A 22,610-nucleotide genomic window follows, 5' to 3' on the forward strand; every position below is an offset into this window, starting at 1 on the left:
CGGGAACTCCTTCGCTCGCTGCCGCTTGCTGCGGTGCGTCGAACGCTACGCCGTCATGTCGAATAATGAGACCCGCGTATCACTATATGGTCAGTGGACGGAGGGGAGCGGCCGGTAGACGGTCAGCGCCCCGGGCAGCTTGTCGACGGTCAACCCGCCCTCCGTGACGGTCTCTTCACCGTCGTGCGACACCACCGTCCCCGGCTCGAGGCCGTCCACCCGCAGCGTGGGCTGATGGACCGCGGCCTGTGCCGGTGAGCGCATCAGCGGACCCGCGAGCGCCGCGGCGAGCAGCCGCGCCCCCGGCCTGCGACCGCCGTGCACGATGCGGATGTCGAGCAGGCCGTCGGCCAGGTCGAGCCTGCGGCCCGGGGCGAAGCCGAGCCGGTGGTAGGTGCAGTTGCCGGCGAAGATCAGCCACAGTCCCCGCTTCCTTCCGCCGACCTCGGCGTTCAGCGGCTGCCGGTCGGAGCGCACCAGCCGGGCCGCGGCCAGGACCGCCGCGGCCCGCCCGCCGACGTGGTGGGCCCAGCGGTCGCGCAGCCGCACCAGCTCGGGGTAGACGCCGAGGCTGAAGGAGTTGAGGAAGTACCCCTGCGGACCGCTGTCGGCACGGAAGCGCCCGACGTCCACGCTGACCGCGTCGCCCGCCTCGACGGCCCGGCACAGATCGCGCGGCTCCTCGACGCCGATGTCGTACGCGAAGTGGTTGAGCGTGCCGCCCGGCAGGACCGCGAGCGGCAGCCGGTGGCGCAGGGCGACGGCGACCGCGGCGTTGGCGCTGCCGTCCCCGCCGCACACGCCGAGCACCCGGGCCCGCTCGGCGGCCTTCTCCAGCTCCGCCGCGAGATCCGCCGGTCCGCACTCCACGACCTCGGCGAGCGGCAGGGCCTCGCGCAGCGCCTGCGCGGGTCCGGGGGCCCGGGCGGCGGCGGAGTTCACCACGACGACCAGGCCCTCGCCGCCGGGCAGGGCGGGGGCGTCGGTGTTCGGCCTGCCCGGCGGTGGCAGCAGGTTCCGGGTCGGCACCAGGCCGCGCACGGCGAAGGCCGCGCCCGCGCCGAGCGCGGCCCCCGCCAGGACGTCGCTCGGGAAGTGGACGCCGGTGTAGACCCGGGACAGCGCGACGGCGCCCGCGACGGGCGCGACGGCCGCGCCCCAGCCCCGCGACTCCAGCGCGACACCGGTGGCGAACGCGGCGGCCGACGCGGAGTGCCCCGAGGGGAAGGACGTGGTGATCGGCTGCCGCTTCAGCTGCCGCATCAGCGGCACCCCGTCCAGCATCGGCCTGGCCCGGCGCACCGAGCGCTTGCCGAGGGTGTTGATGGTCGCCGAGGCGAGCGAGAGCGACGCGGTCCCGCGCAGCGCCGCCCGGCGCGCCCGCGGTGTCCGGGTCGCGGCGATCCCCGCGGCCAGCCCGAACCACAGGAGGCCGTGGTTCGCGCTGCGGCTCAGCCGGGGCAGGACGCGGTCGCCGCCCGGCCAGTGGCGGGAGGCGACGGTGTCGAAGAGGCGATGGTCGAGGGCGATGAGACGTGTTCGCAGAGGCATGGGACGCGGGTACCCCGCAGGGCGCTTTCCTTTCCCCCGCCGCCGGGCACGACGGGAACCCGCCGCCGGGCACGACCGGAGCCTCCCGCCGGACACCACGGGAACCCGCCGCCTGGCACCGCAAGAAACCGGCCGCCTCGCGCGCGGCCAGGGGAGGGCGGGGCGAAACGCATTTGCGGCAACGCGTGTCCCCCACAGACAATCCCCGCATGGGACATCTGGAAGCCGCGCACATCGAGTACTACCTGCCGGACGGCCGAGCCCTGCTCGGTGATGTCTCCTTCCGTGTCGGCGAGGGCGCCATCGTCGCCCTCGTGGGGGCGAACGGCGCGGGCAAGACCACCCTGCTCCGCCTGATCTCGGGCGAGATCCAGCCCCACGGCGGCACCGTCACCGTCAGCGGCGGCCTCGGCGTCATGCCGCAGTTCGTGGGGTCGGTCCGCGACGAGACCACCGTGCGCGACCTGCTCGTCTCCGTGTCGAACGCCCGGATCCGCGAGACCGCCGAGGCCGTGGACGTCGCCGAACACCTGATCATGACCGTCGACGACGAGGCCGCCCAGCTCCAGTACGCCCAGGCGCTCTCCGACTGGGCCGAGGCCCACGGCTACGAGGCCGAGACGCTCTGGGACATGTGCACCACGGCCGCGCTCGGCATCCCGTACGACAAGGCGCAGTTCCGCGAGGTCCGCACGCTCTCCGGCGGCGAGCAGAAGCGCCTGGTGCTCGAAGCCCTGCTGCGCGGCGGCGACGAGGTGCTCCTCCTGGACGAGCCGGACAACTACCTCGACGTCCCCGGCAAGCGCTGGCTGGAGGAGCGGCTCAAGGAGACGCGCAAGACCGTCCTCTTCGTGTCGCACGACCGCGAGCTGCTCTCCCGCGCGGCCGAGAAGATCGTCAGCGTCGAGCCGGGGCCCGCGGGCGCCGACGCCTGGGTGCACGGCGGCGGCTTCGCCACCTTCCACGAGGCGCGGCGCGAGCGGTTCGCGCGCTTCGAGGAGCTGCGCAGGCGCTGGGACGAGAAGCACGCCCAGCTGAAGAAACTCGTGCTCAGCCTGCGACAGGCCGCCTCGATCAGCCATGAGCTGGCCTCGCGGTACGCGGCCGCGCAGACCAGGCTCCGCAAGTTCGAGGAGGCGGGCCCGCCGCCCGAGCCGCCGCGCGAGCAGGACATCACGATGCGCCTGCAGGGCGGACGGACCGGCATCCGCGCCATCACCTGCAAGGGCCTGGAACTGACCGGTCTGATGAAGCCCTTCGACCTGGAGGTCTTCTACGGCGAGCGCGTCGCCGTCCTCGGCTCGAACGGCTCCGGAAAGTCGCACTTCCTGCGCCTGCTCGCCGGCGGCGACGTCGCGCACACCGGCGAGTGGAAGCTCGGCGCCCGCGTCGTGGCCGGGCACTTCGCACAGACCCACGCCCACCCCGAGCTGTTCGGCCGCACGCTGCTCGACATCCTGTGGCGCGAGCACGCCCAGGCCAAGGGCCCCGCGATGTCGCGGCTCCGCCGGTACGAGCTCACCGGGCAGGCCGAGCAGCGCTTCGAGCGGCTCTCGGGCGGCCAGCAGGCGCGCTTCCAGATCCTCCTCCTCGAACTGGAGGGTTCCACCGCCCTGCTGCTCGACGAGCCCACCGACAACCTCGACCTGGAGTCGGCCGAGGCGCTCCAGGAGGGCCTGGAGGCGTACGAGGGGACGGTCCTCGCCGTGACGCACGACCGCTGGTTCGCCCGCTCCTTCGACCGCTATCTCGTCTTCGGCAGCGACGGTCTGGTGCGCGAGACGCCCGAGCCGGTCTGGGACGAGCGCCGCGTCGAGCGGAAGCGATAGCACTTCCCGGTGCTCCCGGTGCTCCCGGTGCTCCCGGGGCCCGGCGTCCTGCCTCCCCTTCCGGATTCCGGAAGAGCCGTAAGCGCTGGCGCGGCCCGGTTCCAGGAGGACAATGGCAGGCATGGCAGAAACGACCGGCACAACGGGTCCGCCGCAGACGCCGGGCGACCAGCTCCTCGCGCGGCACGCGGCGGCCCTCGACCTGTTCGCCGACCGGGTGCACGCGATCGGGGCCGACCAGTGGGACGCGCCGACGCCGTGCGGCGACTGGTCCGTGCGTGATCTCGTCGGCCACCTCACCACCGAGCAGCTCTGGGTGCCCTCGCTCGTCCGTGACGGCGCCACCATCGAATCCGTGGGCGACGCCTTCGACGGCGACGTGCTCGGGCCCGACCCGGTCGCCTCCTGGGACACGGCGGCCGCCGCCTCCCGCGAGGCCTTCCGCGAGCCGGGCGCCCTGGACCGCACGGTCCATCTCTCCTTCGGCGAGACCGCGGCCGACTTCTACTGCGGCCAGATGATCAGCGACCTCGTCGTGCACGCCTGGGACCTCTCCCGGGCCATCGGAGCGGAAGAAAAGCTTCCGGACGACCTCGTCGCCTTTTCCGTACGAGAAATCACGCCGTACGCTGCGGACTTGGCGAAGAGCGGGCTCTTCGCCCCCGCGGTGGAACCGCCGCAGGGCGCCGACGAGCAGACCAAGCTGCTGAATCTGCTGGGGCGCCGGGTGTAGTCGCGGGGGAAGCGCGTACGAGGTCGGGGGAGCGGGTGAGTCACGCGTGGGCACCGAGGCACTGAGGGCGTCCTTCAGGACCGCGGACGTGGACGAGGCGCGGCAGGTGATCGGTGACACGTTCTACAGCAACTTCATGGACGTGCTCGACGGCGGGTCGCGCGACTTCCGGGCCGAGTTCGACATCGGACAGCTCGGCGCCCTCACCGTCGGCGAGCTCAGCTGCGGCGCCGACGTGCGGATGCGGGTCGGTGAACTGGGCGCCTACCACGTGAACATCCCGCTCAGCGGGCACATGCGCTTTCGGCAGGGCGGCGGCGCGAGCACCGTCGCGACGGCGGAGCGGGCCGGTGTCTTCCAGCCCGTCGGCGACACGGTGGTGGAGCGGTGGACCGGCGACTGCCGGGTCCTGGCGGTGAAGATGGACCGCGAGGCGCTGGAGCAGCGCCTGGAGCGGCTCCTGGGGCGGCCCGTCCGCGTCCCGCTGACGCTCGCCCCCGAACTGGACACCAGCCGCGGCCCCGGCCGCAGCTGGGCCCGGCTCGTCACCGCGGTCGTCGACGATCTGCGCGAGGGGCACGACGCGCTCCTCGGCCAGACGTCGCTGTACACCTCGCCCCTGCTCTCCGCGCCCCTCCAGGAGGCGCTCCTGAACGGGCTGCTGCTCGCCGTCGAACATCCCTACCGCGCCGAACTCACCGCCCCGGCCCAGCAGTTGCGCCCGGCGCCGGTGAAGCGCGCGATGGACGCGGTCAAGCAGCGGCCCGAGTACCCCTTCACGCCCGCGGGTCTCGCCGCCGAGGCGCGGGTCGGGGTGCGCTGGCTCCAGGAGGCGTTCCGCCGCTATGTGGGCATGTCTCCCATGGCGTACGTACGGGACGTGCGGCTTGTCCGGGTGCGGGACGAGCTGCGGGCCGCCGGGCCCGGCGAGGTCAGTGTGAGCGAGGTGGCCCACCGGTGGGGCTTCGGTCACCTGGGCAGGTTCGCCGAGCAGTACCACGCCCGGTTCGGGGAGCTGCCGTCCCAGACGCTGCGGAGCTGAACCCCGGGGCACCGCCGCGTCCGGGCCGAGCGGGCCGAGCGGGCCGGAAGTGCCGAGCGGTGCGCCGGGTGTGCCGGGTGAGCCGTTGCGGTCCGGACCTTGCGTTATCCGGACAGTGACCGCGCTCAGCGGATCGTGACCGCCGGGCAGAAGATTTATCGTTTCACCTGTCACCGGTTGGGCCGGTCGCTGCCCACGGGTCCTCAACCCGCCCCAGGGACGCGACCGTGACGGACCGCCGGGGATGATCCGGCCCGGCCTCAGGCCGGGCCGGGCCCGCGCCGCGGGTCCGGTCGCTCCCCCCGCACCACCCGTGCGCCGGACCCGCTCCCCTCCAGACCGGGCCAGGCCCCCGCCCGGCCGAAGGGCCGGGGCAGTCGGGCCGTGGTGCCGGTCGCCGCGGCGTGAAGCGCCCCGGCCTCAGGGCTTCGGCGCTTCAGGCGGACGCCGCGACGTCCCGCAGGGTCACCATCCCGACCGCCTGTCCGTCCTGGACGACCGGCAACCTGCGCACCGCGTACTCCAGCATCAGGCTGACCGCCGACGAGATCGCGTCGTCCGGCGTGACCGTCACCGGGTCCGGGGTGCAGATGGCCCGCGCGCTGACGGTCAGGGGATCGGCGCCGTCGGCCACGGCGCGCAGCGTGATGTCCCGGTCGGTGAGCACGCCGACGACCCGGCCGGCCGTGGCCACCAGTACGTGACAGATGTCCCGGGCGCGCATCAGTCGCGCCGCCTCCACCAGCGAGGCGTCCGGGCCCACGGCCGCGACACCCGGTGTCATGACGTCCCTGACGACAACTGCCATGGTTCGGGCCTTTCCCGCGGGGGTGATTGCTCCCGCCGCAGTACCCGTGTGGGACCGGTCCATGCGGCCCGCCGTGTGCCGTAACGCACATGTGTTTGCATCCCCGATGCCGGGGCAGGCGAATTGAACAGTGCTTCGGACCGGAGGCACGTCCGTGGGAGCAGCATGAGCTGGCCCCGGGTGTGCCCCGTCGCGGCCTCGCGCGCATCCCACGGTGACTCTTCAACTCAAGGCACCCCATAGGGAGTTGCGACGCATCATGCGATCCGACGCGCGACAGACGAAGCGCCATCCGCACGACGACGCCCCCGACACGGCAGCCTCCTTCCGCAAGCTGACCGAGATGCCGCACGGTCCCGAACGCGACGCACTGCGACAGGAGTTGGTCAAGGCCTGGCTGCCGATGGCCGAGCGGCTGGCGGGCCGGTTCCGCAACCGCGGCGAGGCGCTGGACGATTTGCGCCAGGTGGCGGCCCTCGGCCTGGTCAAGGCCGTCGACCGCTACGACCCCGAGCGCGGCAGCGCCTTCGAGAGCTACGCCGTGCCGACCGTCACCGGTGAGATCAAGCGGCACTTCCGCGACCACATGTGGACCCTCCATGTGCCGCGCCGGGTGCAGGACTTGCGCAACCGGGTGCGGTTCGCCCGCCAGGAGCTGAGCCAGACCGTGCCCGGACGGGCGCCGACCCTCATCGAGATCGCCGAGAAGGCGCAGCTCTCGGAGGAGGACGCGGCCGCAGGACTGGAGGCGCTCGAAAGCTTCACCGCGCTCTCGCTGGACGCCGAACTGCCGGGCAGCGAGGACGGATACGCCCTGCGCGACACGCTCGGCTCGGCCGACCCCGCCCTCGACGTGGTCGTCGACCGCGAGGCCGTCAAACCGCGCATCGCCGCGCTGCCCGAGCGGGAGCGCGACATCCTCTACATGCGGTTCTTCGGCGACATGACGCAGAGCCGCATCGCGGATCAGCTCGGCATCTCCCAGATGCACGTCTCGCGTCTGATCAGCCGCTGCTGCGACCGCCTGCGCGCGGAGGTCATGCAGGACGCCGCCTAGATCCCGCGGGGGCGAACGGCGCTCCGGCCGCCAGGCTCCGGGTCCTCCGGACGGACCTGGAGCACGGGCGCCCCGCCGCGTGCCGCCTCGTCGAGGAGCGGCCACGCGGCGGGCGCCCGTGTGACCCGGCCCGGGTGTCCGTGGCCCGGGTAACCGTGGTCCGGGTATCCGTGGCCCGGGTATCCGTGGCCCGGGTATCCGTGGAGATGAACCACTCGGCCGGAGGCCTCCGCGCGCGCGGAGCGGCCCGTCGCGTTTCGATGGGTGCATGCGGACGGAACCCGAAGGCCGTGGCCCTGTCCGGTACGGACCTCCCCTGCCGGAGCCGGGCCTGCCCGTCCTGCCCGAGCTGGCCGCCGTGCTCGCCGGTGCCGCGGGCCGCCCCCACGCCGAGCCGCCCGGCGGCAGCCCCGCCCTCTTGGACGCCGCTGGCGGCTACTGGGCCCGGCGCGGTCTGCCGGCCGAGCGCGGCCAGGTCGTCGCCGCTCCCGGCGCCGCACCCCTGCTGCTCGCGCTGACCGCCGCCCTCGGTGGCGGTGACGTGCTGCTCCCTCGTCCCTGCCCCGCCTGGTGGGCTCCGCAGGCCCGGCTGCTCGGCCGGTCGGTGTACCACGTGCCGACGCCCGCCGAGTGCGGCGGCGTCCCCGATCCGTACGCCCTCATGGAGACCGTCCGGCGCATCCGTGCCGAGGGCGGCACCCCGCGCCTCCTCGTGCTCTCCGTCGCCGACGACCCGACTGCCACCGTGCCGCCGCCGGAAGTCCTGCACGAGGCCGTGGAGGCCGCCGCGGACGAGGGGCTGCACATCGTCAGCGACGAGACCTGGCGCGACACCCTGCACCGGCCGCACGACACCGTGCTCGTCGGCCCCGCCGAGATGGACCCCGGACGGGTGACGGTCCTGACCGATCTCTCCGGACCGTTCCTGCCGCCGGGCTGGCCCGCCGCGGTCGCCCGGTTCCCGGCCGGGGCGCGGGGAGCGGCGCTGCGGGCCCGCACCCTGGACGTCCTCACCGCGCTCGGCGCCTGCCTGGCGGAGCCGGTCGGCGCCGCGGCCTCGTACGCCCTGGGGGAGCCGGACGAGATCACCGAGCGCCTCGTCGGCGCGACCCGCGTGCACGCGCGCGTGGCCGCCGCCGCCCGGCGCGCGGTGCTCGCGGCGGGTGCGCTGGCCCGGCCCCCGGCGGCGGGCCGCCACCTGTACGTGGACCTCGGCCCGCTGCGCCCGGCCCTCGCCGGGCGCGGGGTCGGCGACGCGCAGGACCTGGAGGACTTCCTCGGCGAACGCCTGGCGATGCCCGCACCCGGGGGCCACCGGTTCGGAGACGAGCTGGGGGCGCTGCGCGTACGCCTGTCCACCGGATCCCTGCTCGGATCAACCCGGCAGGAGCGCCTCGCGTCTCTCACCGCGCCGGACGCGCTGGAATTGCCCCACGTGGAACGGGCGTTGAGCATGCTTCGATCGGCCTTCGACGATCTCCGCGCAGCAGCACGGCGAATGGAGCCTCCTCGGTGACGCGACAGACGCACACGCAGCACACTCAGGAACAGCACTCGCACGAACAGCATGAGGCGACGTGGCGGACGGGGCGGACGGAGCCGGACAGCCCGCCGGCCCGCGCCACGCCCGGGAAAGCCGGCCCCGGGAAAGCCGGCCCCGGAGAAGCCGGCCCCGGCAAAGCCGCCCCCGTCACCCCCGGCGCACCCCGCCGCTGGCCGAAGTCGTTCGCCGACCGGCTCACCGCCCCGCTGCCCGGCCTGCGCGCCTTCGCGCGGTTCGCCCGCGAGGGCGCCCTGCGGCCCACTCCCGAAGGCCTCGCCGACATCCGGCGGCTGCCCTTCGCCCCCGGCCCGCTGCCGCGCGTGGACACCCGCACGGTCGCCGTCACCTGGGTCGGCCACGCCGGCTGGATCGTGCGGATCGGCGGTCTCACCGTCCTCACCGACCCCGTCTGGTCCCGCAAGATCCTCGGCACCCCGGCCCGCGTCACGCCCCCGGGCGTGGCCTGGAGCGCGCTGCCGCGCATCGACGCGGTCGTCATCAGCCACAACCACTACGACCACCTGGACGCCCCGACCCTCGCCCGGCTCCCCAGGGACACACCGGTGTTCGTGCCCGCGGGCCTCGGCCGCTGGTTCGCGCGCCGCCGGTTCTCCCGGGTCACCGAGCTCGACTGGTGGGAGAACGCCGAACTGGGCGGGGTGCGCCTGGACTTCGTGCCCGCCCACCACTGGTCCAAGCGGAGCCTCGTCGACACCTGCCGGACGCTGTGGGGCGGCTGGATCCTCACCGACGGCGAAGGGCAGCGCGTCTACTTCGCGGGCGACACGGGCTACGGCCACTGGTTCGAGCGGATCGGCGCCCGCTACCCCGGCATCGACCTCGCCCTCCTGCCGATCGGCGCCTACCACCCGCGGTGGTGGCTCAGCGACGTGCACTGCGATCCGGAGGAGGCGGTCCGGGCGGCGGCCGACGTCGGGGCCCGGCGCCTCGCCCCGATGCACTGGGGCACGTTCCTGCTGTCGGGCGAGCCGGTCCTGGAACCGCTGACCCGGGTGCGCGCGGCGTGGGAACAGGCGGGGCGGCCCCGCGAGGACCTGTGGGACCTGCCGGTCGGCGCCTCGCGCGTCCTCGTCCGGGCCGCGGAACCTACGACTCCGTGTGCCGGACCTTCCGCCACACCGTCGGCGCCACGCTGATCACCACCGTCAGCGCGACCGCCACCAGCACGCCCTGCCACGGCTCCGGGAAGAGGGAGCCGCCGAGGATGCCGATCAGCTGGTACGTCACGGCCCAGGCGAGGCACGCCGGCACGTCGCCGCGGGCGAACTCCCGCAGCGGCATCTTCGCCATCAGGCACGCCAGCATCACCGGGATACGCCCGGCGGGCACGAGCCGGGACAGCACCAGGACGAGCACGCCGTGATCGGCGAGTTTCTCCTGCGCCTGCGCGAGCCGCTCCTCGGGCGCGCGGTCACGGAGCGCCGCGAGCCAGCGAGAGCCGTTCTTCGAGTGCATGCCCCGGCGCCCGAGCCAGTACAGCGCCATGTCCCCGAGGAACGCGGCGAACGACGCGATCGCGAAGACCACGAGCAGCGCGAGGGGCGCCTCCTGATGGAAGGCCACCACCGCGGCCGAGCTGACCAGCGCGCCCGTCGGCACCACCGGCACCAGCGCGCCGACCACGATGAGCAGGAACAACGACGGGTAGCCGACGGCCTGCTGGGTCGACGCAGGGGTCACCTGGGCCGTCAGGGCGAGGATCACTGAGGGTCTCCCTTGGTGACCTCCGGCCGGACGCTCTCGCCGTGCCCCAGGCGGTGCACGGCCACCTCGGGCGCGACGCGCGCCGCCTGGCGCACGAACTCCTCGCCCGGCGTGTGGAATTCATGCGGCCGTACGGCGTCCATGCCGACCGGCCAGTACGTCCCGTAGTGCACCGGCACCGCGCTGCGCGGCGCGAGCCGGGCCAGGGCCACCGCGGCGCGCGCCGCGTCGAGGTGACCATGGCCGAGATACGGCCCCCAGCCGCCGACCGGCAGCAGCGCCACGTCGACGTCCCCGACCTCGTCCGCCATCGAGTCGAACAGCCCGGTGTCCCCGGCGAAGTACGTCCGCGCCTCGCCCGACACCACGAAGCCGAGAGCGGGCGCGGCGTGCGGCCCCACGGGCAGCCGCCGCCCGTCGTGCCGCGCTGTCACCACGCGGACGGCGAGGTCGCCGATCCGCACCTCGTCCCCCGGCACGACCTCGACGAGGTCCAGCCGGGCGAGCCTGCGCGCGAGGCCCGGCACCTGCCGGCGGGCGCCGCGCGGCAGGAGCACCCGGGTGCCGGGCGCGATCCGTGCGAGGGAGGGCAGGTGCAGGTGGTCGGCGTGCAGATGGGACAGGAGCACGACGTCGGCCACGGCCGCCTCGGGCGGCGGGAGCGCGCCCCTGCGCCGGCGCAGATGGGCGAGCCGGCGGGCGAACAGCGGGTCGGTGAGCACCCGCAGCCCCGAATCCTCGACCGTGCAGGTGGCATGACCCCACCAGGTGATCTCCACCGGCACTCCGGTTCCTCCTTCGCGCGACTGTCTACGACCCTAAGGCCAGGAGTAGGGTCTTCGGCTGACGCCCGTGGTGAGGACGCCAGAGGTGAGGGGGACACGATGGCAGACGCCGCAAGCGTGACAGTGGTGCGGGTCGCCGCGATCGCCAGCCTGACACCGCTGGAGGAGCTGGACGCCGACCCTTTCCTGGTCGACTCCCGCAGCCAGCACGAGATGTGCGCGCGCTGGGCCGCCGCCCGGGGGTACGTCGTCACGCGGGAGCTCGTCGTGCGCGGGCTGCCCGCCGACCACGCCGTGTTCTGGGCCGACGTGGAGGAGGGTCTCGTGGACCTCTTCGTCGTGCCGAGCCGCCGGGTCCTTGACCGGGCGCTGCGCGCGCCGGACGAGTTCACCGCGGAGTGCGGGCGACGCGGGGTGCGGATCGAGACGGCGGGCCTCGCCGAACCCTCGTACGACGCGGTGATGAAGGCCCACGTCCACCGGAGGCTCTCGATGCCGACCGCGGGGTACGACGGCCGCTGACCCTGGGGCCCACCGGGCCCCCGACCCTGTGACACGCTGGTGTCCTGATCTGTCATGAAACGTGAGGCGGCGCGGCGTGGGGCGAGAACGATGGCGGGCGCTCGGCAGCGCGCTGTGGAGATCGGTCGCCGTATGGCTGGTCAGCACGCTCACCATGCTCGCCCTGGCCGGCATCCTGCCCGACTTCCAGCTCCAGTCGGACAACGGCGACAGCGCCACCCGCATCGCGAGCACCGCCGCCCTCGGCGCCGGCGCCTTCGGACTGCTCTCCTCGCTGGTGTGGCCGCTGCTCGTGCGGGCACTGCTGCTGGTGCCCGCGCTCGTGCTCGGGCTGCTCGCCTTCTTCCTCAACGGGTCGCTGCTCCTGCTCGCCCTCAGCCTGATCCCCGACGGCCGGGGCGAGGCCAACGCCGAGACCGCGGTCGTCGTCGCCGCCGTCATGTCCGCCGTCGCCTCGGCCACCGGCGGTGCCCTCGCCGTCCGTGACGACGACGCCTACCGCCGCCGCCTCTACCGCCTCGCCGACCGCAGACGCCGCCACCTCGCCGAGGGCCGGGTGGGCCCCGTGCCGCCCGGCACGGTCTTCATCCAGCTCGACGGCGTCGGCCACGACGTCCTGCTCACCGCGGTCGACAAGGGGCTCATGCCGACCCTGGCGCTGTGGCTCGGCGGGGACGGCGCCCCGACCCACCGGATCACCCGGTGGCGCACCGACTGGTCGAGCCAGACCGGCGCGAGCCAGCTCGGCATCCTGCACGGCTCCAACCACGACGTCCCCGCCTTCCGCTGGTACGAGAAGGACACCGGCGAGGTCATGGTCTCCAACCGCCCCGCGTCGGCCGTGGAGCTCCAGCGCCGCGCCATCGAACGCACCGGCGACGGCGGCCTCCTGACCCTCGACGGGGCGAGCCGCGGCAACCTCTTCAGCGGCGGCGCCGAGCAGATCGCCCTGGTGCTCTCCATGGCCGCCCGCCGCGGCAAGGACAACCGCTCGCGCGCCGGGTACTTCGCCTACTTCTCCGACCCCGCCAACGCCGTCCGCACCGCACTGTCCTTCGTCGCCGAAGTCGGCCGCGAGATCGGCGAGTCGACCCGCGCGCGGATCCGCAGACGGCGCCCGCGCGTCGGCCGGGGCGGGCTCTACCCCTTCATCCGGGCCTTCGCGACCGTCGTGGAGCGCGACGTGGTCGTCGCCGCGGTCATCGGCGACATGCTCGCCGGACGCGCCGCGGTCTACGCCGACCTCGTCGCGTACGACGAAGTGGCCCACCACTCGGGGCCCACGGGCAGCGACACGGAGAAGGTGCTCCAGCGGCTCGACCGGTCCCTCGCGCTGATCGCGAAGGTCGCCGAGCACGCCCCCCGCGCCTACCGCATCGTGGTCCTCTCCGACCACGGCCAGAGCCCCGGCGAGACCTTCCACGCCCGCTACGGCCTGACCCTCACCAACCTCGTCAGGGCCGGCTGCGGCCTGCCCGTGCCGCGCAAGGCGCAGCGCACCCACAGCGGCGCCGAGGCCCGCTCGACGGTCCGCGCCGCGCTGCGCCGCCCCGTCGAGGAGGGCGCGGGAGAACACCGCCCGGCCCGCCGCGCGGAGCCCATCGTGCTGGCCTCCGGAAACCTCGGCCTCGTCTCCTTCCCCGACGTGCCGCACCGCATGACCCGCGAGGAGATGGACCGGCGCCACCCGGCGCTGCTGCCCACCCTCGCCAACCACCCGGGCATCGGCTTCCTCCTCGTCCGCAGTCAGGAGCGCGGCCCGGTCGTCCTCGGTGCCCGCGGCAGCGAGGTGTACCTCGACGAGGATCCCGCCGACCTCGGGCCGCTCGCCGACTTCGGGCCCGGCGCCGCCGAGGCCGTGCGCCGCACCGACGGCTTCCCGCACGTCGCCGACATCATGGTCAACTCCTGGTACGACCCCCAGGAGGGCGAAGTCCTCGCCTTCGAGGAGCAGATCGGCTCGCACGGCGGACTCGGCGGCGCCCAGTCCCACCCGTTCCTCCTGTCGCCCCTCGTGCTCTCGCCGCCGGTCGGCGACGAGGAGGAACTCGTCGGCGCCGAGTGGGTCCACGAGGTGCTCCGGCGCTGGCTCGGCGAGTACCAGGGACCGGAGATTCCGCTGGTGGGAGGGGCCACGACGGCCGCGGACGATTCCCGGGACGAGGACGCTGACGGCACAGCTTTTACGGCCGCCGACCCGGCCGCGCAGGACAAAGCACACTGATTTTGTACGGTTCCCGTCGTGCCCGACCATGTCTTACGCCCCGGCGATCCCGGGCGTCCGGCACGATGAGAGGCACCACCCCATGCACGACACCGGAACCGCGATCCCGCCGGCTCCGGCCCCCGACCAGGAAGAACGACGGACCGAGCACCACCAGGAGCCGGGCAGCAAGCACGCCCGCCGCTTCGGTCTCCCGATCGCCACCTGCCTCGTCATGGGCAACATCATCGGCGGCGGCATCTTCCTGCTCCCGGCCTCCGTCGCCCCCTTCGGGACCATCAGCCTCGTCGCGTTCGGCGTCCTGACCGCGGGCGCGATCGCCCTCGCGCTGGTCTTCGGACGGCTCGCGCAGCGCGACCCGCGCACCGGCGGACCGTACGTCTACGCGCGTGAGGCCTTCGGCGACTTCGCCGGCTTCCTCGCGGCGTGGTCCTACTGGGCCACCACCTGGGTGTCCAACGCCGCGCTGGCCGTCGCCGCCGTCGGCTACCTCGACGTCCTCCTGCCGGTCGGCGAGCACCGGTGGACCGCCTGCCTGGCCGCCCTCGCCCTCCAGCTCCTGCCGGCCCTCGCGAACCTCGCGGGCACCCGCTACGTCGGCGCGGTCCAACTCGTCGCCACCGTGCTGAAGTTCCTGCCGCTGCTCCTGGTCGCGATCGGCGGGCTGTTCTTCTTCGACAGCGCCAACCTCGGGCCGTTCCGGGCCGGCGACGACAGCGCGGCCGGTGCGATCTCCGCGTCCGCCGCGATCCTGCTCTTCTCCTACCTGGGCGTGGAATCGGCCGCCGTCAGCGCCGGTGAGGTGCGTGACCCGCGCCGCAACGTCGGACGCGCCACCCTCCTGGGCACCCTCGGCGCCGCCCTCGTCTACCTGCTCGGCACCCTCGCCGTCTTCGGCACCGTCGCCCACGACAAGCTGGTCGGCTCCACCGCGCCGTTCTCGGACGCCGTCAACGCCATGTTCGGCGGCTCCTGGGGCGGCACGGCGGTGGCGCTCGCCGCGCTCGTCTCGATGGTCGGCGCCCTCAACGGCTGGACCCTGCTGAGCGCCCAGACGCCGTACGCCGCCGCCAAGGACGGGCTCTTCCCCACTGCCTTCGGCAAGAAGCAGCGCGGCGTGCCGACCGTGGGCGTCCTGGTCACCGTCGTCCTGGCCTCGCTGCTCACCGTCTACAACTACGCGGCGGGCTCGGGCGCCGTCTTCGAGTCCCTCGTCCTGATCACCACGTTCACCGCGACCGTGCCCTACCTCCTGGCGACCGCCGCCCAGATCCACTTCCTGGTCTCCGGGCAGGGCGAGCGCGTCGACCGGGCCCGGCTGGCGCGGGACGGCGTCCTCGCGGGCCTCGCGTTCGGCTTCTCCATGTGGCTGGTCGCCGGATCCGGGTACGCGGCCGTCTACCAGGGCGTCCTGTTCCTCTTCGCGGGTGTACTCGTCTACGCGTGGATGGCGGCCCGCAAGGCGCGGACCGCCACCCACTGACCGGCCGGGATCCGGCTACCTGGCCAGCGGTGCGACCACCCAGCGGCGGGTCACGAACATGCCGTCCTGCGAGCCGATCTCGATGAGCTTGCGCGCGGCCGGGTAGGCCTCGTTGCCCTCGATCTCATAGCCGACCTCGAAGGTGCCCGGCACGTCCCTGACCTCGGGCTCCCGCTGCTCCGCCGCGCCCCGGCCGTCCTGTTCGTCGGCCGTGACGGCGGCGAGCTCGGCGAGCAGCCGGCGCTGGGCCGCCGCCAGGGCCTCGCGCGGGTCGCGTGCCCCAGGGGCGCCCACCGTCGCCGACGCGCCCTCGGGCGGCGGCGAGACGTCGGTGCTCGGCTCGCGCGTCGTGCCGGTGGTCTCGCGCGTGGCGATGTGCGCCTGGACGACGGTCGCGTCGTTGTCCAGGGCCACCCGGATGATGCCGCGGTCCGGCGTGATGACGGGGATGCCGTCGAAGACCTGCCGGAACGTCACATGGGTCTCCAGGGACACCGGCTCGCCGAGTTCGGAGCCGTCCTTCGCCCCGGAGTTCTGCATCAGGTCGTGCACGCCGTCCACCACCAGTTCGGCGCCGTCGGCGTGCTGCTCGGCGAACGCGCGGGCCGCCTCGACCGCCTGCTCCGTGGACAGCCGCCGCAGGTTGCGGTGGTTGGCCTCGGCGAGCTTGACCCACCGGATCGCGTGCGGAGCCGTGGAGACGATCCGGTCGCCGGAGGTGGCGCTGAGCACGCCCTGCCGCTCGACCTGCACCTCTTGCAGCGCCGCCGACGGGAAGTCGGCGATGCGGGCGGCCCTCGTGAGCTCCTGGCCCGGATCGCGGGGGGCCAGCTGCACGATCTGCGGGCTGGCCGGCGCCTGCGTCATCGGCTCCCGGAGGCTGTCGCGCGCGTAGTACCAGCGCCACGCGTACCAGTTGTCCGGCACGTGCTCGCGGTAGAGGGTGCGCTCGCCGTTGAGTCGTGCCGTGGCCTCGGCCTGGTTGGCGCCCACCGCGGCGACCGAGGGCGCCTGGCCCTTGTAGATGTCCCAGCTGGCGTTCAGCCACGCGTCGGTGAACGTCTGCCCGGCCCGCCACTTCTCCCAGAACTTCTTGCCGTAGTCGGGGCTGTCGATGCTGACGGTCTCGAAGCCGAAGATCATGCGGAAGCCGATGTTGGGCCCCGCCCAGGTGCGGATGGGGGAGTGGCCGCCCAGGACCCGCAGCGAGGTGCAGGTGGACCAGAAGATGTAGTTGGCCTTCTCGTTGCCCAGCGCCATCCGGTTGGACACGGCGTCGCTGCGGCCGTCCCAGACCGCGCCCAGCGGGGCGAAGAAGACCCCGTTGCCGTCCATGCCGCCGTGGCCCGAGTGGTAGACGGCGACCACCGCGTCCATGCCGTAGCGGTCCTGCCAGTTGTCGTACGTCTCCTCGTACGCCCAGACCTGGGCCCCGCCGTCCGCGAACCAGAAGTTGCGGTCGTAGAACTGCTGGAGGTACGCCAGCCAGCCGGTGGCGTCGGCGTGGGTGTGGAAGAGGGGCGACTGGTTGACGAACTTCTGGATGCTGAAGGCGCCCCACCAGCCGAACGTCGAGTCGCGGTCACCCGCGGCTTGCGGCTTGGCCCCTTCCAGCGGGGAGGGACCGCGGTCCGTGTAGTTCATGCGCATGGCCAAACCCCCTGAGTGATCTCCTCGTCCCGTGCGAGGGGGCCTCAAAGTGTCACCGTGGACGCGCCTTGCACAGTTGGCATTTCGGCCATAGCGGCCACGTACCGGGACTGACGTGGCGCCTCAGACACCCCGGGTTTCCCGGCCCGGCCGCCGGGATGTGATCGGATGGGCGCACGGACGTTCCGCGACGCATCACGGAACCGCACTGAAGGGATCTACATCGTGGCTACCACGCGCTCCGCGCACACGGTCTGGGAAGGCTCTCTGACGGAGGGCTCGGGAACCGTCACCTTCGACTCCTCCGGCATCCCCGAGCAGGCCGTGTCCTGGCCCTCGCGCGCCGAGCAGGCCAACGGCAAGACCAGCCCCGAAGAGCTGATCGCCGCCGCGCACTCCAGCTGCTTCTCCATGGCGCTCTCGCACGGCCTGACCGGTGCGGGCACCCTGCCCACCCGGCTGACGACCTCCGCCGACGTGACCTTCCAGCCGGGCACCGGCATCACCGGCATCCACCTCACCGTCGAGGGCACGGTGCCGGGTCTCGACGAGGCCGCGTTCACCTCGGCCGCCGAGGACGCCAAGGCGAACTGCCCGGTGAGCCAGGCGCTGACGGGCACGACGATCACGCTGACGGCCAAGCTGGCCTGACGCACCGCTTTTCGCCGTTTCAGGCCGTGCCGCCGCCCCGTGGGGGCGGCGGCACGGTCATGGGCGGCATTGACAACAAGCCGCTCAAGTTTTGTGATGGAGGTCGAAGTACGCCGAGAAACGGGCTCGTGGTGGAAGGGGACTGGACATGGCACGTGCAGTCGGGATCGACCTCGGTACGACGAACTCGGTGGTGGCCGTCCTGGAGGGCGGCGATCCCACGGTCGTCGCCAACGCGGAGGGGGCGCGCACCACGCCCTCGGTCATCGCCTTCGCCAAGAACGGCGACGTCCTCGTCGGGGAGGTCGCCAAGCGGCAGGCGGTCACCAACGTGGAGCGCACCGCACGCTCCGTCAAGCGGCACATGGGCGACGGGAGTTGGCGCTTTCCCGAGAACGGCTCCGTGGACGGCACCCGTTACACCGCCCAGGAGCTGTCCGCCCGCGTCCTGCAGAAGCTCAAGCGTGACGCGGAGTCCTATCTGGGCGAGGACGTCACGGACGCGGTCGTCACCGTCCCCGCCTACTTCGACGACACCCAGCGCCAGGCCACCAAGGAGGCCGGCGAGATCGCGGGCCTGAACGTCCTGCGCATCATCAACGAGCCGACGGCCGCCGCCCTCGCGTACGGCCTCGACAAGGGCGACGACCAGACGGTGCTCGTCTTCGACCTCGGCGGCGGCACCTTCGACGTGTCGCTCCTGGAGATGGGCGAGGGCGTCATCGAGGTCAAGGCCACCAACGGCGACACGCAGCTGGGCGGCGACGACTGGGACCAGCGCATCGTCGAGTACCTCGTGCGGCAGTTCAAGAACGGTCACGGGGTGGACCTCGGCAAGGACAAGATGGCCGTGCAGCGGCTGCGGGAGGCCGCCGAGAAGGCCAAGATCGAACTGTCGTCGTCGAGCGAGACCGACATCAACCTGCCGTACGTCACGGCGTCGGCCGAAGGCCCCCTGCACCTGGCGGAGAAGCTGACCCGTGCCCAGTTCCAGGAGCTGACGGCCGACTTGCTGGAGCGCTGCCGCGGCCCCTTCCACCAGGCGGTGAAGGACGCGGGCATCAAGCTGTCGGCCGTCGACCACGTGATCCTGGTGGGCGGCTCGACCCGGATGCCCGCGGTGACCGAGCTGGTCAGGGAGCTGACCGGCAAGGACCCGCACAAGGGCGTCAACCCGGACGAGGTCGTGGCGCTCGGCGCGGCGCTCCAGGCCGGTGTGATCAGGGGCGACGTCAAGGACGTCCTGCTCCTGGACGTGACCCCGCTGTCCCTGGGCATCGAGACCAAGGGCGGCATCATGACCAAGCTCATCGAACGCAACACCACGATCCCCACCCGGCGTTCGGAGACGTTCTCGACCGCCGAGGACAACCAGCCCTCGGTGGGCATCCAGGTCTTCCAGGGCGAGCGGGAGATCGCCGCGTACAACAAGAAGCTCGGTGTCTTCGACCTCACCGGGCTGCCTCCCGCGCCGCGCGGCGTGCCCAAGATCGAGGTCACCTTCGACATCGACGCCAACGGCATCATGCACGTCTCCGCCAAGGACGAGGCGACGGGACGCGAGCAGCGCATGACGGTGACCGGCGGTTCGGCGCTGCCCAAGGACGACATCAACCGCATGGTGCGCGAGGCCGAGGAGCACGCCGAGGAGGACCGCAAGCGGCGCGACGCGGCGGAGACCCGCAACCAGGCCGAGCAACTCGTCTACCAGACCGAGCGGTTCCTGCGCGAGAACGAGGAGCGGATCCCCGCGGACACCAGGACCGAGGTGGAGGCGGCGGCCAAGGAGGTGAAGGACCTCCTGAAGGACAAGGCCGACGACACGGCGGCCCTGCGCGCGGGCGCGGAGAAGCTGGCGGCCGTGAGCCAGCGGATGGGCCAGGCCATGTACGCGGCGGCCGGCGAGGGCGCGCAGTCCGGCGAGGGCGTCCACGACCAGGGAGCCCACGACCAGGGCGCCCCTGGTTCAGCGTCCGGCGACGACGTGGTGGACGCGGAGATCGTCGACGACGAGAAGCCGGGGGAGCAGCGCAAGGAGAAAGGGGCCGAAGGCTAGGCCTCGGCCCCGTGGCGGGCTGGGGGACCGGGGTCCCGAGGGGTCAGGACCCCGTCTTCTCCCAGCCCCGCCGCTCCGGACGCGGTCCGACCCGGCGCGGGTCCTTGCTCCGGTAGACCACGTACGGGCGGAAGAGGTACTGCACCGGCGCGCTGAACATGTGCACCAGGCGCGTGAACGGGATCAGCGCGAACAGCAGCATCCCCACCACCGCGTGGATCTGGTACATGACGGGCACCCCCGCCATCAGGTCCGTGTCCGGCTGGAGCGTGAACAGGCTCCGCGACCAGGGGGCGATCGACTCGCGGTAGTTGTAGCCGTCGCCCGACGCGTGCGTCAGCTTGGCCACCATGCCGAGCACGATCGCCGCGAACAGCACCAGGTACATCAGCTTGTCGTTGGCGGTCGTCGCCCGGAACACCGGCGCGTTCGTGCGCCGCCGGTAGAGCAGCAGCAGGATGCCCAGGACCAGCAGGACGCCGGCCGCCGTGCCGCCGTACAGGGAGAACAGGTGGTACGTGTGCTCCTTCAGGCCCACCTTGTCCGTCCACGACTCCGGCAGGAAGAGCCCCACCAGGTGTCCGACGAGGACGAACAGGATCCCGTAGTGGAACATCGGCGACGCGATGTTCAGGAGCTTGGACTCGTACACCTGCGAAGAGCGCGTCGTCCAGCCGAACTTGTCGTAGCGGTAGCGCCACAGCAGCCCCGCCACGAGGAGGACGAAAGCCACGTACGGCAGGACGCCCCAGAGCAGCGTTCTCATCAGTGCTCCCCGATCATCGCGAAGGGTTCCAGGCCGACGTCCTCCCGCGGGGGACCGGAGCGCGCCAGCGCCTGCGCCTCGGCCCGGTCCTTGGGCGAGGGCCCCGGCAGCGTCGCGCACACCGCCTCCAGGACGGCCGCGTAGGGCGTGCCGAAGTCGGTGAGGGCGAGGCGCAGCAGCTCGATGCCCGCCCGGTGCTCCTGGAGCAGGACGGGCCCGGCGTGCGCGGAGAACTCCAGGACCGCGGGCAGGAAGTCCGGCAGCTCCTCGCCGGTGAACTCCAGGCCGTGCTCCCGGTAGACCTCCTTGAAGCGGACCAGCGCCATCCCGCGCCGCCGCGTGTCGCCGTCGCGCCACCAGCTCAGGTAGAGGCTGTGGCGGTTCTTGAAGTCGAAGACCTGGACGTAGTGCGCGGCCAGTTCGGACGGATCGGCGGCCGTCGCGTGCGCCAGGAATCCGCCCAGATCCGGCGCCGCGGCCGTCAGCAGCGGCAGCCGTTCGCGGAACTCCTGGTCCGGATAGGACAGGCAGTGCGCGGCTGCCTGGTACAGCACGGCGTGGTCGCTCACAGGGTGTCCTTCTCGGAGGCGGAGGGCTGTTCGTCGGCGGTCTGCCGGTCCCGCAGCGCGTGGAAGTTCTCGATGGTCACCAGCGGCAGCTGCTTGCGGCCCGAGTCCTGGCCGAAGGGGCCGTCGCCGCCCATTCCGGGACCGTCCTCGTAGTCGAGGCTGCACGAGTCCGGCAGCGCCGACTCCTCCAGGCGCTGCGCGTCACCGACGGCGGCGGTCGGGATCACATAGCGGTCCTCGTACTTGGCGATCGCCAGCAGCCGGTACATCTCCTCGATCTCCTGACCGGACATGCCCACCGCCTCGGCCACCGAACGGTCGGGCCGGTCACCGAGGTTGATGGCCCGCATGTGCGCCCGCATCGCCGCCAGCTTCTCCAGCGAGGACCGCACGGGCCCCATGTCGCCCGCCGTGAAGATCTCCGCCAGGTACTCCAGCGGGATGCGCAGGGTGTCGATCGCGCCGAAGAGGTTGTCCAGGTCCTCGCCGTCGTGCCCGGTCTCGCTCAGCGCGTCCACGACCGGGGAGAGCGGCGGGATGTACCAGACCATGGGCATCGTGCGGTACTCCGGATGCAGCGGGAGCGCCACCTTGTACTTGCTGATCAGCGCGTGCACGGGGGAGCGGCGGGCCGCCTCGACCCAGTCGTGGCCGATCCCCGCCCGCTCGGCGTCGCGCCGCACCTCGGGGTCCTCCGGATCGAGGAACACCCCCAACTGCGCCTCGTACAGCGCCTTGTCGTCCTTGACCGACGCGGCCTCGGTCACCTTGTCGGGGTCGTACAGGATCACGCCGAGGTAGCGCAGGCGGCCCACGCACGTCTCCGAGCAGACGGTGGGCAGCCCCACCTCAAGGCGCGGGTAGCACATCGTGCACTTCTCGGCCTTGCCGGTGCGGTGGTTGAAGTAGACCTTCTTGTACGGGCAGCCCGTCACGCACTTGCGCCAGCCCCGGCAGCTGTCCTGGTCGACCAGGACGATGCCGTCCTCCTCGCGCTTGTACATCGCCCCCGACGGGCACGAGGCCACGCACGACGGGTTCAAGCAGTGCTCGCAGATCCGCGGCAGATAGAACATGAAGGTCTGCTCGAAGGCGAACTTCACCTTCTCGGCGGCCTTCTCGCGGGTCTTGGCCACCATCGGGTCGAGGTCGCCGTACTCCGTCGCGCCGCCCAGGTTGTCGTCCCAGTTCGAGGACCACTCGATCTTCATGGGCTTGCCGCTGATCAGCGAGCGCGGCTCGGCCACCGGGTAGTCGTCGCCCAGCGGGGCGTCGGTGAGGTTCTTGTACTCGTAGGTCCAGGGCTCGTAGTAGTCCTTGATCTCCGGCAGCTTGGGGTTGGAGAAGATCTCCAGGAGGGCCTTGATCCGCCCGCCGTTCTTGAGCTTCAGGGCGCCGCGCTTGTTCAGCTCCCAGCCGCCCTTCCACTTCTCCTGGTCCTCGTAGCGGCGCGGATAGCCCTGACCCGGCCGGGTCTCGACGTTGTTGAACCAGACGTACTCCATGCCGTCGCGGTTGGTCCACGCCTGCTTGCAGGTGACCGAGCAGGTGTGGCAGCCGATGCACTTGTCGAGGTTCATGACCATCGCGATCTGTGCCATCACGCGTCTTTGGGG

General features: G+C 72.6%; 19 protein-coding genes. 11 read left to right on the plus strand and 8 right to left on the minus strand.

Translation table 11 applies throughout. The features are described from left to right. Positions 1–90: 90 nt before the first annotated feature. Positions 91–1,551 (minus strand): bifunctional phosphatase PAP2/diacylglycerol kinase family protein, encoded by a 1,461-nt coding sequence (locus tag QBL25_RS33045; RefSeq protein WP_409060607.1) that lies wholly within the window; start codon positions 1,549–1,551, stop codon positions 91–93. 209 nt (positions 1,552–1,760) lie between these two features. On the opposite strand from QBL25_RS33045, the gene QBL25_RS33050 reads away from it, so the two are divergent. The 3 genes from QBL25_RS33050 to QBL25_RS33060 all read left to right on the plus strand — a co-directional run bounded on the left by QBL25_RS33050 (position 1,761) and on the right by QBL25_RS33060 (position 5,155). Beyond that, a complete protein-coding gene (locus QBL25_RS33050) occupies positions 1,761–3,380 on the plus strand; it encodes an ABC-F family ATP-binding cassette domain-containing protein (protein ID WP_409060608.1) in 1,620 nt (539 codons plus the stop codon). A 121-nt stretch (positions 3,381–3,501) separates the two neighbouring features. Further along, the gene (locus QBL25_RS33055) at positions 3,502–4,113 is read left to right on the plus strand and encodes a TIGR03086 family metal-binding protein (protein ID WP_409060609.1); all 612 of its coding nucleotides are present in this window, start codon (positions 3,502–3,504) and stop codon (positions 4,111–4,113) included. 46 nt (positions 4,114–4,159) lie between these two features. Further along, complete coding sequence (locus QBL25_RS33060; RefSeq protein ID WP_409060610.1) at positions 4,160–5,155, plus strand: AraC family transcriptional regulator; 996 nt, start codon at positions 4,160–4,162, stop codon at positions 5,153–5,155. 436 nt (positions 5,156–5,591) lie between these two features. Here the strand turns inward: QBL25_RS33060 and QBL25_RS33065 are convergent, their stop codons facing one another. Further along, entirely contained in the window at positions 5,592–5,963 is a 372-nt protein-coding gene (locus QBL25_RS33065) for a CBS domain-containing protein (RefSeq protein ID WP_409060611.1), read from the minus strand. Positions 5,964–6,222: 259 nt separating this feature from the next. Here QBL25_RS33065 and QBL25_RS33070 point away from each other — a divergent pair, with 259 nt between their 5' ends. The 3 genes from QBL25_RS33070 (at position 6,223) to QBL25_RS33080 (ending at position 9,720) form a co-directional block, all read left to right on the plus strand. Then, a complete protein-coding gene (locus tag QBL25_RS33070; protein ID WP_409060612.1) occupies positions 6,223–7,020 on the plus strand; it encodes an RNA polymerase sigma factor SigF in 798 nt (265 codons plus the stop codon). 268 nt (positions 7,021–7,288) lie between these two features. Further along, positions 7,289–8,536, plus strand: a complete 1,248-nt coding sequence (locus QBL25_RS33075) for an aminotransferase class I/II-fold pyridoxal phosphate-dependent enzyme (protein ID WP_409060613.1) — start codon at positions 7,289–7,291, stop codon at positions 8,534–8,536. Continuing rightward, complete coding sequence (locus QBL25_RS33080; protein WP_409060614.1) at positions 8,533–9,720, plus strand: MBL fold metallo-hydrolase; 1,188 nt, start codon at positions 8,533–8,535, stop codon at positions 9,718–9,720. Before QBL25_RS33075 ends, QBL25_RS33080 begins: the two co-directional genes overlap by 4 nt. On the opposite strand, the gene QBL25_RS33085 is transcribed toward QBL25_RS33080, so the two are convergent. Further along, the gene (locus QBL25_RS33085; protein WP_409060615.1) at positions 9,671–10,288 is read right to left on the minus strand and encodes a DedA family protein; all 618 of its coding nucleotides are present in this window, start codon (positions 10,286–10,288) and stop codon (positions 9,671–9,673) included. The genes QBL25_RS33080 and QBL25_RS33085 overlap by 50 nt on opposite strands. After that, complete coding sequence (locus tag QBL25_RS33090) at positions 10,285–11,073, minus strand: MBL fold metallo-hydrolase (protein ID WP_409060616.1); 789 nt, start codon at positions 11,071–11,073, stop codon at positions 10,285–10,287. Before QBL25_RS33090 ends, QBL25_RS33085 begins: the two co-directional genes overlap by 4 nt. A gap of 117 nt (positions 11,074–11,190) precedes the next feature. Between QBL25_RS33090 and QBL25_RS33095 the strand changes: the two genes are divergently transcribed. The 3 genes from QBL25_RS33095 (at position 11,191) to QBL25_RS33105 (ending at position 15,302) form a co-directional block, all read left to right on the plus strand. After that, on the plus strand, positions 11,191–11,595 hold the full coding sequence (locus tag QBL25_RS33095) for a hypothetical protein (RefSeq protein WP_409062860.1): 405 nt from the start codon (positions 11,191–11,193) through the stop codon (positions 11,593–11,595). 76 nt (positions 11,596–11,671) lie between these two features. Further along, a complete protein-coding gene (locus QBL25_RS33100; RefSeq protein ID WP_409060617.1) occupies positions 11,672–13,819 on the plus strand; it encodes a phage holin family protein in 2,148 nt (715 codons plus the stop codon). An 82-nt stretch (positions 13,820–13,901) separates the two neighbouring features. Further along, positions 13,902–15,302: an amino acid permease gene (locus QBL25_RS33105; RefSeq protein WP_409060618.1), complete on the plus strand. Its 1,401-nt coding sequence runs from the start codon at positions 13,902–13,904 to the stop codon at positions 15,300–15,302. Between the two features lie 15 nt (positions 15,303–15,317). Here QBL25_RS33105 and QBL25_RS33110 read toward each other — a convergent pair whose 3' ends face one another. Beyond that, a complete protein-coding gene (locus QBL25_RS33110; protein ID WP_409060619.1) occupies positions 15,318–16,952 on the minus strand; it encodes a DUF6345 domain-containing protein in 1,635 nt (544 codons plus the stop codon). 225 nt (positions 16,953–17,177) lie between these two features. On the opposite strand from QBL25_RS33110, the gene QBL25_RS33115 reads away from it, so the two are divergent. Then, a complete protein-coding gene (locus QBL25_RS33115) occupies positions 17,178–17,603 on the plus strand; it encodes an OsmC family protein (RefSeq protein ID WP_409060620.1) in 426 nt (141 codons plus the stop codon). A gap of 148 nt (positions 17,604–17,751) precedes the next feature. Then, the gene (dnaK, locus tag QBL25_RS33120) at positions 17,752–19,659 is read left to right on the plus strand and encodes a molecular chaperone DnaK (RefSeq protein WP_409060621.1); all 1,908 of its coding nucleotides are present in this window, start codon (positions 17,752–17,754) and stop codon (positions 19,657–19,659) included. A 43-nt stretch (positions 19,660–19,702) separates the two neighbouring features. Here dnaK and narI read toward each other — a convergent pair whose 3' ends face one another. The 3 genes from narI to narH are packed head-to-tail and all read right to left on the minus strand — an operon-like array spanning position 19,703 to position 22,595. Continuing rightward, a complete protein-coding gene (gene narI / locus QBL25_RS33125; protein WP_409060622.1) occupies positions 19,703–20,425 on the minus strand; it encodes a respiratory nitrate reductase subunit gamma in 723 nt (240 codons plus the stop codon). After that, positions 20,425–20,994: a nitrate reductase molybdenum cofactor assembly chaperone gene (gene narJ, locus QBL25_RS33130; RefSeq protein WP_409060623.1), complete on the minus strand. Its 570-nt coding sequence runs from the start codon at positions 20,992–20,994 to the stop codon at positions 20,425–20,427. Before narJ ends, narI begins: the two co-directional genes overlap by 1 nt. Further along, positions 20,991–22,595, minus strand: coding sequence for a nitrate reductase subunit beta (gene narH / locus QBL25_RS33135; protein WP_409060624.1), 1,605 nt, complete (start codon positions 22,593–22,595; stop codon positions 20,991–20,993). The genes narJ and narH overlap by 4 nt, the downstream gene beginning before the upstream one ends. Positions 22,596–22,610 lie beyond the last annotated feature (15 nt).

The sequence above is a fragment of the Streptomyces sp. SYP-A7185 genome (assembly GCF_046103685.1).
Lineage (GTDB): Bacteria > Actinomycetota > Actinomycetes > Streptomycetales > Streptomycetaceae > Streptomyces.